14 protein-coding genes and 1 rRNA gene are annotated in these 15914 nt (G+C 64.3%); 5 read left to right on the top strand and 10 right to left on the bottom strand.

What is annotated here, in order from left to right; all coding sequences use genetic code 11:
- Positions 1-4: 4 nt before the first annotated feature.
- A complete protein-coding gene (gene gluQRS / locus NKF27_RS18870; RefSeq protein ID WP_124805259.1) occupies positions 5-922 on the bottom strand; it encodes a tRNA glutamyl-Q(34) synthetase GluQRS in 918 nt (305 codons plus the stop codon).
- 117 nt (positions 923-1039) lie between these two features.
- Complete coding sequence (dksA, locus tag NKF27_RS18865) at positions 1040-1477, bottom strand: RNA polymerase-binding protein DksA (RefSeq protein WP_045993290.1); 438 nt, start codon at positions 1475-1477, stop codon at positions 1040-1042.
- A 283-nt stretch (positions 1478-1760) separates the two neighbouring features.
- Here dksA and NKF27_RS18860 point away from each other — a divergent pair, with 283 nt between their 5' ends.
- Both NKF27_RS18860 and sfsA read left to right on the top strand, forming a co-directional pair.
- The gene (locus NKF27_RS18860) at positions 1761-2927 is read left to right on the top strand and encodes an aminotransferase class I/II-fold pyridoxal phosphate-dependent enzyme (protein ID WP_253554258.1); all 1167 of its coding nucleotides are present in this window, start codon (positions 1761-1763) and stop codon (positions 2925-2927) included.
- Positions 2924-3685, top strand: a complete 762-nt coding sequence (gene sfsA, locus NKF27_RS18855; protein ID WP_253554257.1) for a DNA/RNA nuclease SfsA — start codon at positions 2924-2926, stop codon at positions 3683-3685. Before NKF27_RS18860 ends, sfsA begins: the two co-directional genes overlap by 4 nt.
- A 25-nt stretch (positions 3686-3710) precedes the next feature.
- Here sfsA and NKF27_RS18850 read toward each other — a convergent pair whose 3' ends face one another.
- The 7 genes from NKF27_RS18850 to NKF27_RS18820 all read right to left on the bottom strand — a co-directional run bounded on the left by NKF27_RS18850 (position 3711) and on the right by NKF27_RS18820 (position 9650).
- Positions 3711-5045 (bottom strand): RNA polymerase sigma factor, encoded by a 1335-nt coding sequence (locus NKF27_RS18850; protein ID WP_253554254.1) that lies wholly within the window; start codon positions 5043-5045, stop codon positions 3711-3713.
- A complete protein-coding gene (locus NKF27_RS18845) occupies positions 5035-5505 on the bottom strand; it encodes a DUF4426 domain-containing protein (protein ID WP_253554251.1) in 471 nt (156 codons plus the stop codon). The genes NKF27_RS18850 and NKF27_RS18845 overlap by 11 nt, the downstream gene beginning before the upstream one ends.
- A 107-nt stretch (positions 5506-5612) precedes the next feature.
- Positions 5613-6209, bottom strand: a complete 597-nt coding sequence (metW, locus tag NKF27_RS18840) for a methionine biosynthesis protein MetW (RefSeq protein WP_045993286.1) — start codon at positions 6207-6209, stop codon at positions 5613-5615.
- Entirely contained in the window at positions 6199-7374 is a 1176-nt protein-coding gene (locus NKF27_RS18835) for a homoserine O-acetyltransferase (protein ID WP_045993285.1), read from the bottom strand. The genes metW and NKF27_RS18835 overlap by 11 nt, the downstream gene beginning before the upstream one ends.
- Positions 7375-7437: 63 nt before the next feature.
- On the bottom strand, positions 7438-8031 hold the full coding sequence (locus tag NKF27_RS18830; RefSeq protein WP_045993284.1) for a YggT family protein: 594 nt from the start codon (positions 8029-8031) through the stop codon (positions 7438-7440).
- A gap of 20 nt (positions 8032-8051) precedes the next feature.
- Positions 8052-8876, bottom strand: coding sequence for a pyrroline-5-carboxylate reductase (proC, locus tag NKF27_RS18825; RefSeq protein ID WP_253554249.1), 825 nt, complete (start codon positions 8874-8876; stop codon positions 8052-8054).
- 78 nt (positions 8877-8954) lie between these two features.
- Positions 8955-9650: a YggS family pyridoxal phosphate-dependent enzyme gene (locus NKF27_RS18820; RefSeq protein ID WP_253554245.1), complete on the bottom strand. Its 696-nt coding sequence runs from the start codon at positions 9648-9650 to the stop codon at positions 8955-8957.
- A gap of 66 nt (positions 9651-9716) precedes the next feature.
- Here NKF27_RS18820 and NKF27_RS18815 point away from each other — a divergent pair, with 66 nt between their 5' ends.
- Positions 9717-10823, top strand: a complete 1107-nt coding sequence (locus NKF27_RS18815; RefSeq protein ID WP_301271162.1) for a type IV pilus twitching motility protein PilT — start codon at positions 9717-9719, stop codon at positions 10821-10823.
- Between the two features lie 29 nt (positions 10824-10852).
- On the opposite strand, the gene NKF27_RS18810 is transcribed toward NKF27_RS18815, so the two are convergent.
- Positions 10853-11986, bottom strand: coding sequence for an anhydro-N-acetylmuramic acid kinase (locus tag NKF27_RS18810; RefSeq protein WP_253554244.1), 1134 nt, complete (start codon positions 11984-11986; stop codon positions 10853-10855).
- Between the two features lie 178 nt (positions 11987-12164).
- Here NKF27_RS18810 and tyrS point away from each other — a divergent pair, with 178 nt between their 5' ends.
- Together tyrS and NKF27_RS18800 are read left to right on the top strand one after the other, a co-directional pair.
- Complete coding sequence (gene tyrS / locus NKF27_RS18805) at positions 12165-13367, top strand: tyrosine--tRNA ligase (protein ID WP_045993280.1); 1203 nt, start codon at positions 12165-12167, stop codon at positions 13365-13367.
- A 982-nt stretch (positions 13368-14349) separates the two neighbouring features.
- Positions 14350-15887, top strand: a 16S ribosomal RNA gene (locus NKF27_RS18800).
- Positions 15888-15914 lie beyond the last annotated feature (27 nt).

Genomic DNA, 15914 nt, shown 5'->3' with positions numbered 1-15914 from the left:
AGGCTCACTCGTTGGTGTCAGCGTCGTCGCCGTCCACTTGCAGCCCCTGCGAGGCGATGTCTGCGCGGGGGATCTGGCGAGGGCGCCAGCGGCGGCAGGCGGCCTCGAGCTGCTCGGCCACCGGCGCCTCGCTCGCCGCCGGGTCGGGGGACTGCCCCAGCAGTGCCAGGGTGGCATGCAGCAGCCGGCGTACGTCACGAGGATCTTCGGGCAGTGGCCGGGCCAGGTTCTGCTTGGACAGCTTCTGCCCATCCTGCCCTATCACCAGCGGCAGGTGAAGATAGCGCGGCGGCTCGGCACCGAGGGCTTCGAGCAGCTGCAGCTGCCAGGGGGTGTTGTCGAGAAGATCGGCGCCGCGCACCACGTCGGTGATGTGCTGGTCGATATCATCCACCACCACCGCCAGCTGGTAGGCCCAGAGGCCGTCCTTGCGCTTGAGCACGACGTCACCCAGGGCGGCAGGGTCGAAGCGCTGCAGACCCTGCAGCCGATCGTGCCAGCTGACCGGGCGCTGCCCCAGGTCGCTGCGCAGGCGCCAGGCCTGGGGGGCCTCGGGCTGGCATACGCCGTCGCGGCACCAGCCTGGATAGATGCCGTGGTCCCGCCACTGCTTGCGCGAGCAGCTGCAGGGGTAGGCCATGCCCTGCTCGGTCAGCCGCGCAAGGGCACGTGCATAGGCGTCATGGCGATGACTCTGGTAGCGCACCTCGCCGTCCCAGGCGAGGCCAAAGGTCTCGAGCTGGCGCAGGATGGTATCGACGCTGCCAGGAGGGCAGCGGGGGGGATCGACATCCTCGATGCGCAGGCTCCAGCGGCCTTGCTGGCTACGCGCATCCAGATAGCTCGCCACCGCGGCCACCAGCGAGCCGGCGTGAAGCGGACCTGAGGGGGTGGGGGCAAAGCGACCATGGACGTGGTGCATGGGGGCTCCAGCGCTATCGGGAACAGGCAACCCTCGTGAACAGGCAGCCGGGGGGCAGGTGATCACGCAAACGGGCACCCTGAGGTGCCCGTTGTCGAAGGTCCGGCGAGGGGGGGATCAGCCGCCGAGCTGCTTTTCCTTCAGTTCGGCCAGGGTCTTGCAGTCGACACAGAGGGTGGCGGTGGGACGCGCTTCCAGGCGACGGATGCCGATCTCCACGCCGCAGGCATCGCAGAAGCCGTAGTCGTCCTCATCGATCATCTCGAGGGTCTCGTTGATCTTCTTGAGCAACTTGCGCTCGCGATCGCGGGTCCGCAGCTCCAGGCTGAAGCCCTCTTCCTGGGTGGCACGGTCAGCCGGGTCGGCGTAGTTGTTGGCCTCTTCCTGCAGATGGCGAACAGTACGGTCGACTTCTTCCATCAGCTCCTGCTTCCAGCCAAGCAGGATCTGGCGGAAGTGCTCGAGCTGCTTCTCGTTCATGTATTCTTCACCCGCCGCCGGCTCGTACGGGATGAACTTCTTGGGCGCTTCCGGTTTTTTCTGTGCAACTGGCATGGGATTGCCTCATTACTTTAGTGACTGCTGATCAATACCCCACGCTAGGCTAAGGTATCTCACGCCAAAGGGAAGGTTGTTTAGCGGATATTTGGCCGTAGTGCAATAGTTTTGCGCGATAACTACCAGTTTTCTCCCCGAAAGTCGTAGCCCGCATCGTCCGGATCAATGATTGGCGTCCCGGACGGTGACGGACGGCGACGAGGTTCCATGTTTCAATACCTCCATTGGACCATCAAGCAGGGCTCGGGTTCGCTGCGGGCCGCGATCAAGAGAGGAAGCCATGAGCTTTAACGCCAGGGTCGAAGGGGTCGCCCCTTTCCGTGTGATGCATCTGCTGGAACTCGCTCAGCAGCGCGAGGCGGCCGGCGAGGACGTGATCCATCTGGAGGTCGGCGAGCCGGACTTCTCGACCCCACCTGCGGTGCGCGAGGCCGGCCACCGTGCCCTGGACGAGGGACGCACCCGCTATACCCCTGCCACCGGTATTCCTGCGCTTCGCGAGGCGATTGCCGGCCACTATCGTGAGCACTTCGATGCCGAGGTGGCGCTGGAGCGGATTATCGTCACCCCCGGCGCGTCCGGGGCGCTGCTGCTGGCGAGTCAATTGCTGGCGGGGCCTGGAGACGGCGTGCTGATGGCCGACCCGAACTATCCCTGCAATCGCCACTTCATGGCGCTGGCCGGCGCCCGGGTGGACGCGGTGCCGGTAGGGCCCGACAGCGGCTGGCAGCTGAACGCCGAGCTGATCGAGCGGCATTGGCGCGACGATACGCGCCTGGCGATGCTGGCCTCGCCGTCCAACCCTACCGGCCATGTGCTCGAGCGCGCGGCGCTCGGCGCGGTGGTGGACGCGGTGGCCGAGCGCGGCGGTGAGCTCTTGGTGGACGAGATCTACCAGGGGCTCAACTACGGCATGGCGCCGCTGTCGGTGGCGTCACTCAGCGATCGGGCCTTTATCGTCAACAGCTTCTCGAAGTACTTCGGCATGACCGGCTGGCGCCTGGGCTGGCTGGTGGCGCCCGAGGACGCCGTGGAGCCGCTGACGCGTCTGGCTCAGAACGTCTTTCTGGCCGCCTCCACGCCGGCCCAGCACGCGGCGCTGGCCGCTTTCAGCCCGGAGTGTCAGGCGTTGTTCGAGGAGCGCCGGCGAGAGCTCCAGACACGCCGGGACGCCTTGCTGGAAGGGCTGTCGCGGCTCGGCCTGGCACCGTCGCTGCCGCCCCAGGGGGCTTTCTATCTTTGGCTCGACATCTCCGCCTACAGCAACGACAGCCAGGCGTTCTGCCTGCGCCTGCTCGAAGAGGAGAACGTGGCGATTACCCCGGGGACCGACTTTGCCCTGCAGGGCGGCGAGCACCACGTGCGCATCGCCTTCACCACCGAGGTGCCGCGTCTGCAGGAAGCCCTGGCGCGTCTGGAACGTTTTCTGGCACGGCAGGGCTCATGAACTACCCCACCCTGGTCGGCGGCGTATTGCTGCGCCGCTACAAGCGATTTCTGGCCGATGTGCGCCTCGACGACGGGCGCGAAGTGGTCGCCCACTGCCCCAACACCGGCTCGATGCGCGCGGTCAATGTTCCCGGCGCCCGGGTCTGGCTGTCCCCCAGCGACAATCCGGCGCGCAAGCTGGCCTGGACCTGGGAATTGATCGAACTGCCGTCTGGCGACACCCAGGCCGGTGCTGCGTCGGCGTTGGCCTCGGTGCATACCGGGCGAGCCAACCGGATCGTCGAGGAGGCCCTGCGCTCGGGGACGGTGGCCGAACTCAGGGGTTATTCGGCGATCAAGCGCGAGGCCAAGGTGGCCAACGCCCGGCTGGACTTTCGCCTGGATGACGACGAGCGCCCGAGCTGCTTCGTCGAGGTCAAGCAGGTCACCCTCAAGGAAAGCGATGGCCACGGTTACTTTCCCGACGCGGTCAGCGAACGTGGGCGCAAGCACCTGGAAAGCCTGGCGCAGCTGGTGGCCGAGGGGAAGCGAGCGGTGTTGCTGTTCCTGGTCGCCCACGAGGGCATCGACGATGTGGCCCCGGCGATGCACCTGGATCCGGGGTACGGCGATACCCTGAGACGGGTGATGGCCGAGGGCGTCGAGGTGCTGGCCTACCGCATCCGCGCCCGGCGAGACGACCAGGGCAGGCCACTGGCGCTGACCCTGGATGCATCCTTGCCGGTGCGGCCGATGGCGCAGTTCGTCGAGGACTGAATCGGCGCTTCTGTGAGGGGCTGGTTCAGTCTGCTGCGGACGGACGGCAGTCGGGCAGGGCCGCGAGGACGCGCAGCATGGCGGTGTCGCCCTTGGCTCCCTCGCTGACCTGGTCCCACCACTGACGATGGATGCCGCGGACGCGCACCTCGACCCGTGGTATGCCGATCACCTGGGCCATGGCCATGCGGTGCAGCCCCTTGTTGATCTTGACCAGCTCGCCGTGCCGATCCACCGCCGCGCCCAGACGGTCCTTGCCGAGGCCATTGTCGAAGCCGAAACAGGCCATGGCCTCCATGTACAGGAGGTATCGGCGCAGATAGGCGAGGATGCGTTCGGGACGATCCAGCACCATGCCGTCGGAGTGCGAGGCCACCGGCTTGCCTCTGGCCAGGCGTTCGGCCAGCTGGTGGTAGCTGCGGCTCTGGCTTGGGTCGCGGCGGTGTGCCCAGATGTCGGCGATGAAGTGCATGCGACGGCTCGACAGGGCGTGGGTCGTCGACAGATCCCAGTCGCCGTCCCATAACAGGCGATCACTGATCCGGTGACGCTCGCGCCGATCCGGGAAGGAGCGTGGATAGTGGATCTGCTTGAGCAGCCGGCGTGGGTCGACGCTGACGTCCAGGGCCTCGCCGTAGCGTGATTCGATGCCGCGTCGGGGCAGGCCGCGGGCCTCGAGGGGCCGGCTGCCTGGGGCCTCGGACAGCCACAGGCGCAGGGCCAGGTGCTCCAGCGGCAGTGTCAGCGAGCGATTGACCAGTCCCTTGGCCCGCTGGGCCAGTCGTGACAGGCTCATGCGCGGGCCCAGGCTGGGATCGTACAGGCTGGGGTCGGCGGGCTCACCGCCGGGCGTCAGCGGCATGTCGCGGCTGGCATCCAGCAGGCTGATGGCACAGCACAGTCGTGCCTTCAGGGCATCATCCACCGACGCCGGAGGCAACTGCTGGTACAGCGCCATCAAGGCGTCCAGCGTCGGGCGCTGGGCATCCGTCAGCGGAGGCGGCAGAACGACGCGGTCGACATCGAGCCGCCAGGGCGTGGCATCGGCCGGTGTGGCCAACGCCAGGCGCTGGCTCGCCAGGCGCGAGGCGAACACCTGCATCAGCCACGCATGGGGGGACTCGGCGGCGGGGTCGAAGCGCCAGATGTTGTGCCATGCCAGCACCAGGGTGTCGTGGATCACGTCCTCGACATCCCTTGGCGCGTCGAGAAAGTGGCGGGCGATGGCGGTCAGGTGAGGCACCGTCAGCCTGGCAAGGGTCTCGAGGCCGCCGGTGGCGCCCTGAGCGCATTCTTTCAGGGCGTCGCCGACCGCCGAGGTGACGGGTGGCGCCGAAGAGAAAAGGGTATCACTGGTCACGATAGAACCGTTTCAAGAAGCTGACTGCCTCGGGGGAAGCGTTGCGGTCAAGCTGCAGCGAGAGCCGAAAGCGCATCGGCGCACTGGTGTCGATGGCGAAGGTGGCGTAGCGCGAGATGCCATCGCCTTCCCGCAGGGTGCGAAAGGCCAGAGGTGTCTCGCCGGGCTTGCCTACCACCGAGACGCTGCCTTCGGTGGCGACGTTGAGGGCCTGGCCATCGGCGTCGCGAACGCTGAGGCTGACCAGACCCTGGTGCGGGCTGCGCTGGATATCCAGACGGCGGGCCATCTCATCGGGGAGAAAGTCGGTGGTGATGGCGCTGTAGTGCGCCTCGATATCGCCGAAGCGCTCGAACTGCTGGGCCTGGGCTGGCGCCGTCGGCAATGCCTGCAGCGCCAGCAGCACCAGCACAGACAAGGCGAGCGCGTATCGTCGGTGGCTGGCTCGATTGACGTTCATCTCATGCTCCTTGGCAGCAGGCCTGCCTGCTGACGTCCGACCCATTACGGCCTTGACCCTCGGCCCATCCTGTCGCGCCGAGGCCTGTGGCGCGCCCGCGCCAGGTGTCAGCCGTCGCGGCTCACGCGAAAGATCGCGATCTCGCCAAACAGGTTGGGCCACAGCCGTGACAGCCGTCTACCTTCGTGGTCCTTGATGCCCACCGCGCGGTCGACGATGGTCACCCCCTTGTCACGACACAGCGCCTCGAAGTCATTGAACGTCGACAGGTGGATGTTGGGGGTGTCGTACCAGGCGTGGGGCAGCGACTTGGACACCGGCATGTAGCCGCGTAGCCCAAGATGGACCCGGTGGCGCCAGTAGGCGAAGTTGGGGAAGGTGATGATGCATTCCCGGGCCACCCGCAGCATTTCGTCGAGCATGCGGTCGGGGCGGCGCAGCGCCTGCAACGCCTGGGTCATGATCACCAGATCGCAGGCGTCATCCTCGAAGTTGGCGAGTCCTTCGTCGAGGTTCTGCTCGATGACGCTGACGCCCTTCTCGATGCAGGCGGTGATGCCGTCAGGATCGATTTCCAGACCGTAACCGGTGACGCCCTTGTCGCGCGCCAGAGCGTGCAGCAGGGTGCCGTCACCGCAGGCCAGGTCGAGCACATGGGCGCCCTCGGGAATCCAGCCGTGAATCAGGGTGAGGTCAGAGCGCATGGTCGGCCTCCTGGCGTGACGGCAGCTTGAGGTCATCGGCGACGCGTCTCATGAAGCCGGCGAAGATCGCTTGATAGCGCGGCTCCGGCATCAGGAAGGCATCATGGCCGTGGGGCGAGTCGATATTGGCGTAGCTGACCGACTTGCCGGCACGAATCAAGGCGTTGACCAGCTCCTTGGAGCGTGACGGCGGGAACCGCCAGTCGGTGCTGAAGCTGACCACCAGGAACGGACACTCAGCCGGGGCCAGGGCCTTGGCCAGGTCGCCCTGGTGGGACGAGGCCGGGTCGAAGTAGTCCAGCGCCTTGGTCATCAGCAGATAGGTGTTGGCGTCGAAGGAGGTGGAAAAGGCGTCGCCCTGGTAGCGCAGGTAGGACTCCACCTGGAACTCCACGTCGAAGCCGAAGTTGAGGTCTTCGCTGCGCAGATCGCGGCCGAACTTCGAGCCCATGGCGTCTTCGGACAGATAGGTAATGTGGCCGACCATGCGCGCCAGCTTCAGTCCGCGGCGGGGCAGGGTCTCGTGATCGGCGTAGTGGCCGTCGTGGAAGTCGGTGTCCGAGCGAATGGCCTGACGCGCGACCTCGTTGAAGGCGATGTTCTGCGCCGACAGCTTGGGCGTGGCGGCGATGACCACCGCGTTGGCGATGCGTTCCGGATAGGCCAGTGACCACTGCAGCACCTGCATGCCGCCCAGGCTGCCGCCGACGACGGCGGCGAAGCGGCTGATGCCCAGCCGATCGGCCAGGCGAACCTGGCTGTCGACCCAGTCGCAGACGGTGACCATGGGGAAGTCCGGCCCCCAGCGGCGGCCGGTGTCCGGGTTGATGCTGGAAGGCCCGGTGGAGCCATGGCAGCCGCCGAGGTTATTCAGCGAGATGACGAAGAAACGATCGGTGTCGATGGACTTGCCGGGACCGATGTGGGCGTCCCACCAGCCTGGCTTGCGATCGGCCTCGTCATGATAACCCGCGGCGTGGTGGTGGCCGGACAGGGCATGGCAGATGAGGACCGCATTGCTGCGGTCCTGATTGAGGGTGCCGTAGGTCTCGTAGACCAGGTCGTAGGCCGGCAGCGTCTTGCCGCAGACCAGGGGCAGAGGGTCGTCGAAGTGCGCCACCTGCGGCGTCACCAGTCCGACCGAATCGCGAGTCGTCTCGGGCATCAGTCGTGTGTGTCCAGTGAAAGTTGGTGTTGTCGTGGCCGTGTACGCGAGCGTTGGTCGAGCCTAGAGCCCGACCAGCATCCCGGAGATACCGGCGGCCCGGACCAGCGAACCCACCACGATGCCATCGATCAGGTTGATGCCGATGAACACCACGATGGGTGACAGGTCGAGCATCCCCAGCGGCGGAATCACCCGGCGTACCGGCGCCATGATCGGCTCCACCAGTTGCATCACCAGCAGCGCGCCGGGATGGCTGGCGTTGGGGGCGACCCAGCTGAGGATGATCATCACGATCAGCGCAAAGAAGTAGATCTTCAGGATCGCGCTGGCCAGGGCCGCGACGCCGGCGATGGCCAGGCCATCGAGCCTGGGCATGCCGACACCGGCCAGCTGCAGCAGGATGATGATGCTGATCACCTTGACCAGAAAGCCCGCGGCCAGGGTGGCCAGGTCAAAGCGGCCCATCACCGGGCCAAGCACGCTCTGGAAGGGACGCACCACCGGCTGGGTAATCTTGACCACCGACTGGCTCAAGGGGTTGTAGTAGTCCGCCTTCGAGGCCTGCAGCAGAAAGCGCAGCATCAGCAGGAACAAGAAGATGTTGATCAGGGTGTTGACCAGCAGCAGGCCAGCGTTTCCCAGTTGACTGCCCATGTGGGCTCCTCCGTCTTTGATTAACCCTTGCCGAGTTCGGCAGACATTTCCTGAGCACGCTTGGCACAGGCTTGCATGGCGCCGTCGAGCGCCTGCCGCAGTCCTGCCTGCTCCAGATATTCGATGGCCCTCTCGGTGGTACCCCCCGGGGACATCACATTGCGTTTCAGTTCACCGGGATCACGGTCGCTCTGCATCGCCATCGAGGCGGCCCCGTAGGCGGTCTGCATCGCCAGTCGGCGAGCGCTTTCTGCGCTTAGCCCGAGTTTGACGGCGGCCTCTTCCATGGCCTCGAACATCAGGAAGAAGTAGGCCGGTGCACTACCCGAGACGGCGGTGACCGCTTCCAGCAGGGCTTCGTCTTCGACCCATTCGATGATGCCGACGGACGTCATCAGCTCGCCGACCAGGGCTCGCTGCTCGTCGCTGACGCGCGGGTTGGCATACAGCCCGGAGGCACCGGCACCGACCAGCGACGGAGTGTTGGGCATGCAGCGGACCATCGCCAGGCCGCCACCCAGCCATTGTTCCAAGGTCTCGGCGCTGAGGCCAGCCGCCACCGACACGATCAGCGGCCGACGCTTTTGCACCGACTCCCGTAGAGTCTCGCACACCTGGCGCATGATCTGTGGCTTGACCGACAGTACGACCACGTCGGCGTGCTCGATCGCCGCCAGATTGTCGGTGGTGGTATGGATGCCCAGGCGCTCGGCGAGCGGCGCCAGGGTGGCGTCACGGGTGGCGGTGGCGGTGATGGCATCGGCTGGGTAGCCGCTGTGCACCATGCCGCCGAAGATGGCGCTGGCCATGTTGCCGGCGCCGATAAAGGTCACGTTGCTGGCCATGCGGGGCTCCTTGAAGGGTAGGGCATTGGGTATTCGGACAAACAGGGTAGCGTCACCAGGCCTGTCGTGGCGACGGGCTCACTGGCGCGAGCCAAAGATCGCGGTGCCCAGGCGCACGATGGTGGCGCCCTCGGCGACGGCAGCCTCCAGGTCGGCACTCATGCCCATGGACAAGGTGTCCAGCGGTGCGTCCGGCAGCTCTCGACGCAGCGATGACAAGGCCTCGGCCAGTAGCCGGAAGGGCTCGCGCTGCGCTTCTGGGTCTTCGCTGGGGGCCGGGATGGCCATCAATCCGCGCAGACGCACGCGAGGCAGCGCCGCCGCCAGGCTCGCCAGCTCAGGCAGCTCCTCCAGGCTGACGCCTGATTTGGTTGCTTCGCCGCTGACGTTGACCTGCAGACAGATATTCAGTGCGGGAAGGCCATCCGGGCGCTGATCGCTCAGGCGCTGAGCGATCTTGGCACGATCGACACCATGGACCCAGTCGAAATGGCTGGCCACGTCACGTGTCTTGTTGGATTGCAGCGGTCCGATGAAGTGCCAGTGTATGCCAGGGCAGTCGCCCAGTTGGGCCTGTTTATCCAGCGCTTCCTGTAGATAGTTCTCGCCGAAGTCGCGCTGGCCCAGGGTATAGGCATCCCGGATCATGTCGGCTGGCTTGGTCTTGCTGACCGCCAGCAGCAGGGCCGCGTCGGGCGCTCTTCCCGCCGTTGCAAGTGCCTGATTCAGGCGTGTCCGGGCTTGGGTCAAGGATTCGGCAATCGTCGTGGTCATCGGCCTGGGTCTGTCCTATCGTGGGGCTCCCTGCCCCCGAGTCGGGGGTTCAAGCCTGGTAAGCCCATGGATATTACCGAACTGCTGGCACTCTCGGCAAAGCAGGGCGCCTCGGATCTGCACCTGTCGGCGGGACTGCCACCGGTGATGCGCGTCAATGGTGAACTGGAGCGTCTGCCTGGCCCGCCGATGGGCGATGGTCAGGTCAGATTGTTGCTCGAGTCGTTGATGGATGAGGAGCTGCGCGAGCAGTATTCGCGCACCCACGAGGCCGACTTTTCCCACCAGATACCGGGTCTGTCGCGTTATCGCGTCAATGCTTTCGTCCAGCGGCGCGGGGCGGCGGCGGTATTGCGTACCATCCCCGATCGCATCCCGACGCTTTCGGAGCTGGGGATGGGCGAGATCTTCGAACGTCTTGTCGCCCTGCCGCGGGGCCTGGTACTGGTGACCGGGCCCACCGGGTCCGGCAAGAGCACAACGCTTGCGGCGATGATCGACCATATCAACCGCCACCGTCGCGACCATATCCTCACCATCGAGGATCCCATCGAGTTCATCCACCACAGCCAGCAGGCGCTGGTGTCCCAGCGAGAGGTACACCGCCACACCGAGGGCTTTGCCGTCGCCCTGCGCAGCGCCCTGCGCGAGGATCCCGACGTCATTCTGGTCGGAGAGATTCGCGACCTGGAAACGGCGCGCCTGGCCATGACCGCGGCCGAGACCGGGCATCTGGTATTTGCCACCCTGCATACCGCCTCCGCGGTCAAGACCATCGATCGGATCATCGATGCCTTCCCGGGTGATGAAAAGAATGCGGTGCGGACCATGCTGTCGGAGTCCTTGCAGGCGGTTGTCTCCCAGGCGCTGCTGCCCAGCAGCCGGGGCGGGCGAGTGGCGGCGCGAGAGATCCTCTTGATCAATCAGGCGATCCGTCATCTGATCCGTGAGGACAAGTTGGCTCAGATTTACTCGTCGATGCAGACCGGCGGCCAGGCCGGCATGCAGACCCTGGACGCCGATCTGGCGAGACTGGTGGCCTGTGGCGAGGTGGCGCCGGAGGATGCCCGGCGCCTGACCCGTGAATCTCTGGTCGATAGCGGGCCGAGCGCCGGCTGGAGTGGCGGGCAGAACGAGGGCTGGGTGAGCCCCCAGGGCGAAGGCTGGGGGTGAGGCGGTGGTTCAGAGCCAGTCGTTACCCTTTAGCGGGCGTAGAGCCCGCCGAGCACGCGCTCTGCGCTGGCGCCGGTGACCGACGGCAGGTTGCCGGGTTGCAGATTCAGTCGGGCATGGGCCAGCCAGGCAAAGGCGGCGGCTTCCAGCCAGTCGGCCGGCCAGCCCAGGGATTCGCTGTCCAGTAGAGTGGCCTCCGGCAGCTGGCGCGCAAGGCGTGCCAGCAGGTCCAGGTTGCGTGAACCGCCGCCGCAGGGCACCAGGTCGAGGGAGGCCGGGGCGGTAAAGTGCTCCCGCGCCATCTCGATGCCCAGGGCGACGCTGGTGGCGGTCAGTTCCGCCAGGGTGGCCTGGACGTCCTGTGGTGACTCTGAACCGTTCAACTGCGCCTCTGCCCAGTCGAGAGAGAACAGCTCACGCCCGGTGCTGCGAGGCGGTGGGCGGTGAAAGTAGGGCTCCGCCAGCCAACGCTCGAGCAGCGCGGTATCCACCTGGCCGCCGGCAGCCCAATCGCCGTTGGCGTCGAAGGGGGTGCCGCGATGGCGTTGGTGCCAGGCGTCGAGCAGGGCATTGGCAGGCCCGGTGTCGAAGCCCAGCGGAGCGCGCGGGTCCGAGGTCGGCGGCAGTAGCGTCAGGTTGGCGATGCCGCCAAGGTTCAGCACCAGCCGCCAGCGTTCGGGGTGGCGAAATACCTGCTGGTGGAAGATCGGTGCCAGTGGTGCGGCCTGACCACCGGCGGCCAGGTCGCGGCGGCGGAAGTCGGCGACCACGGCACAGCGGGTCAGCTCGGCCAGCCGGCTGGGGTTGTCCAGTTGCAATGTATAGGGGGGCGAGCCTGGCTGGTGGCCGTAGGGGGCATGCTCGATGGTCTGCCCATGGCTGCCGATGGCAGCGATGTCCTCGGGTTCAAGCCCCTGTTGCTCGAGCAATCTCTGGACTGCCTCGGCCTGGCACTGACAGAAAGCCTCCTCGGCCCAGGCCAGGTCAGCAAAGCTGACCTGATCGGCGTGGGCCAGTTGCCACAGCCGCTCACGCAGAGCCTGCGGCATGGGAATGCCGACGCTGGCCTCCAGAGCTGCCGTGCCTGTGGCGTCAAAGCGCACCAGGGCGGCGTCGATCCCGTCCATGCTGGTGCCCGACATCAGTCCAATGAAGCGTTGCATGGGCCTTGTCATCTCAACCGGTGGAAAGGTTCATGGTAACATCCCCGCCACTGTCTATACCTGGCGCCGGCGCCGTGACGACGTGCCCCTGCTGACGGGGGCGTCGATGTCCGCGCAAGGGCCGATTGACCAAGCCAAGCCGAGCTGGAAAGCCGAATTGATAAGTGGAGTGAATACCATGAGCGATGTGGACGAGGCCCTTGCGCTGATTCAGCGCGGCACGCACGAGATTCTGCTGGAGGATGAGCTGAAGAAAAAGCTCGCTTCCGGGCGCAAGCTGAGAATCAAGGCGGGCTTCGATCCGACCGCGCCGGACCTGCACCTGGGCCACAGCGTACTGTTGACCAAGATGCGCCAGTTTCAGGATCTCGGCCACGAGGTCATCTTTCTGATCGGCGATTTCACCGGACGCATCGGTGACCCCACCGGCAAGAACGTCACCCGCAAGCCGCTGACCGAGGCCGAGGTCAAGGCCAACGCCCAGACCTACAAGGAGCAGGTGTTCAAGATCCTCGATCCCGACAAGACCGAGGTTCGCTTCAACGCCGAGTGGTTCTCCGAAATGAGCGCCGCTGACATGATCGAACTCGCCGGTCAGACCACCGTGGCGCGGATGCTCGAGCGCGATGACTTCGAAAAGCGCTACAAGGGTGGCCAGGCCATCTCGGTACACGAGTTCCTCTACCCGCTGGTGCAGGGCTATGACTCCGTCGCCTTGAAGGCTGACATCGAGCTGGGTGGAACCGACCAGAAGTTCAACCTTCTGATGGGCCGCGAGGTGCAGAAGCACTTCGGTCTCGAGCCCCAGGTCGTCATTACCATGCCGCTGCTGGAAGGCCTCGACGGCGTGCAGAAGATGTCCAAGTCGCTGGGCAACTATGTCGGCGTCGACGAAGCGCCGGGGGCGATGTTCAACAAGCTGGTATCGATGCCCGACAGCCTGATGTGGCGCTATTTCGAACTCTTGTCGCTCAAGGACAATGCCGCCATCGAGGATCTGCGCGCGCGGATCGAGCGCGGTGACAACCCTCGTGACATCAAGATGGAGCTGGCGCGCGAGCTGATTGCCCGCTACCACGGTGATGAAGCGGCGGCGAACGCACACCGAAGCGCCGGTAACCAGTTGGCGGAAGGTGAGCTGCCCGAAGACCTGCCCGAGGTCGAGGTGGTCTTTGAAGGCAGCGATCAGGCGCCGATTGCGGCAGTGCTCAATCGCTCGGGACTTGCCAACAACAGCGCCCAGGCCAAGGACATGCTGGGTAATGGACGTGTGCGCGTCGATGGCGAAGTGGTGGCCAAGGATCTGATGCTGGCGCTCGGCCAGAGCTATGTCATCCAGGCCGGCAAGAAGCGTTACGCCAGAGTGACGCTGCGCGGCTGATCCGCCGGTGTGACCATCGCTTCCGGGACGCTCGCCACTGGCGGGCGTCCTTCGTTTTGCCACCCGCCTGCCTGCGACCTGTCCACAGGCGGGTGCGAGAAGATGGCTGTGGGTAACATGAAGGCGCGAGTCGTGGGGCAGGCGAAGGCCAGGGCCAAGGCTGGCGCAGCAAGGAAGGTGCAGCAGGCAAGGTGCATCAAACACGGTGCAGCAAGGAAGAGACGCAGCAAGGGTGGCTTGGCAACGACAGGCGAGGCTTCCGGGGGCGCAGCGGGAAGTGAAAGGACAGGCCGGCTCGCTGCACCAATCAGCTATGGAGTACTGGTCTGGAATAGCGCAGTAGAGACGTGAAGTAGGGGGTGGGTGTTGGAGGCTTCTGGCTCATGACGATGTGATGACGCCGGCGTGAAATTTTTTTACACGAAGTGCTTGCCAAGGCCGGCCCCGATCCGTAAAGTACGCATCCGCTGCCGGCGACGAGCAAACGTCACAGGCGGTGAAGGGTGGTAAAGTGATTGTTTTGAAAAGGCTTTTTCAAGTCTTCGAAAAATTCTCCACTTGACGGGCAACGAGAAATCGGTAGAATGCTCGCCACTCGATCGGAGTCGCCAAGACGGCATCGCAGGATGTGCGTCAGGCTCGCTTCGCTTTCTCTTGGGTCCTGCAGGCATCGCTTGCACGGCGAAAAAAGAAAGCCTTGACGAAACGCTTCGATTCTGTAGAATACGCCTTCCTCGCAGGGCGCTGCGCCAACAGGCGCTGCAAAGCGAGACGCTCTTCCGGCCGGGTGCCGCAAGAGCAGCTCTTTAAGCTCTCTATAGAGCCCAGAGCACGCTCTTTAATAATTTGATCAGGTAATTCATGTGGGCGCTTGCCGATGAGTCAGTGACACTGTCACTGAAATATCAAGGCAAGCGACTCGTCAAACGAGACGTTTGAACCTTGAGCCAAGTTTGGTCCGCTTAACGGACTATCAGACTTTAAACTGAAGAGTTTGATCATGGCTCAGATTGAACGCTGGCGGCAGGCCTAACACATGCAAGTCGAGCGGAAACGATCCTAGCTTGCTAGGAGGCGTCGAGCGGCGGACGGGTGAGTAATGCATAGGAATCTGCCCGGTAGTGGGGGATAACCTGGGGAAACCCAGGCTAATACCGCATACGCCCTACGGGGGAAAGCAGGGGATCTTCGGACCTTGCGCTATCGGATGAGCCTATGTCGGATTAGCTAGTTGGTGAGGTAACGGCTCACCAAGGCTGCGATCCGTAGCTGGTCTGAGAGGATGATCAGCCACATCGGGACTGAGACACGGCCCGAACTCCTACGGGAGGCAGCAGTGGGGAATATTGGACAATGGGCGAAAGCCTGATCCAGCCATGCCGCGTGTGTGAAGAAGGCCTTCGGGTTGTAAAGCACTTTCAGTGAGGAAGAAAGCCTTGAGGTTAATACCCTCGAGGGAGGACATCACTCACAGAAGAAGCACCGGCTAACTCCGTGCCAGCAGCCGCGGTAATACGGAGGGTGCGAGCGTTAATCGGAATTACTGGGCGTAAAGCGCGCGTAGGCGGCTTGATAAGCCGGTTGTGAAAGCCCCGGGCTCAACCTGGGAACGGCATCCGGAACTGTCAGGCTAGAGTGCAGGAGAGGAAGGTAGAATTCCCGGTGTAGCGGTGAAATGCGTAGAGATCGGGAGGAATACCAGTGGCGAAGGCGGCCTTCTGGACTGACACTGACGCTGAGGTGCGAAAGCGTGGGTAGCAAACAGGATTAGATACCCTGGTAGTCCACGCCGTAAACGATGTCGACTAGCCGTTGGGCTCCTTGAGAGCTTTGTGGCGCAGTTAACGCGATAAGTCGACCGCCTGGGGAGTACGGCCGCAAGGTTAAAACTCAAATGAATTGACGGGGGCCCGCACAAGCGGTGGAGCATGTGGTTTAATTCGATGCAACGCGAAGAACCTTACCTACCCTTGACATCGAGAGAGCTTTCCAGAGATGGATTGGTGCCTTCGGGAACTCTCAGACAGGTGCTGCATGGCTGTCGTCAGCTCGTGTTGTGAAATGTTGGGTTAAGTCCCGTAACGAGCGCAACCCTTGTCCCTATTTGCCAGCGATTCGGTCGGGAACTCTAGGGAGACTGCCGGTGACAAACCGGAGGAAGGTGGGGACGACGTCAAGTCATCATGGCCCTTACGGGTAGGGCTACACACGTGCTACAATGGCCGGTACAATGGGTTGCGAATCCGCGAGGTGGAGCTAATCCCATAAAGCCGGTCTCAGTCCGGATCGGAGTCTGCAACTCGACTCCGTGAAGTCGGAATCGCTAGTAATCGTGAATCAGAATGTCACGGTGAATACGTTCCCGGGCCTTGTACACACCGCCCGTCACACCATGGGAGTGGACTGCACCAGAAGTGGTTAGCCTAACTTCGGAGGGCGATCACCACGGTGTGGTTCATGACTGGGGTGAAGTCGTAACAAGGTAGCCGTAGGGGAACCTGCGGCTGGATCACCTCCTTAAACGACACGTCATCTGACTGTCGGTAA

The sequence above is a fragment of the Halomonas sp. DN3 genome, assembly GCF_024137905.1.
GTDB classification, from domain to species: Bacteria; Pseudomonadota; Gammaproteobacteria; order Pseudomonadales; family Halomonadaceae; genus Halomonas; species Halomonas litopenaei.
This window is presented reverse-complemented; position numbering and strand designations above follow the sequence as displayed.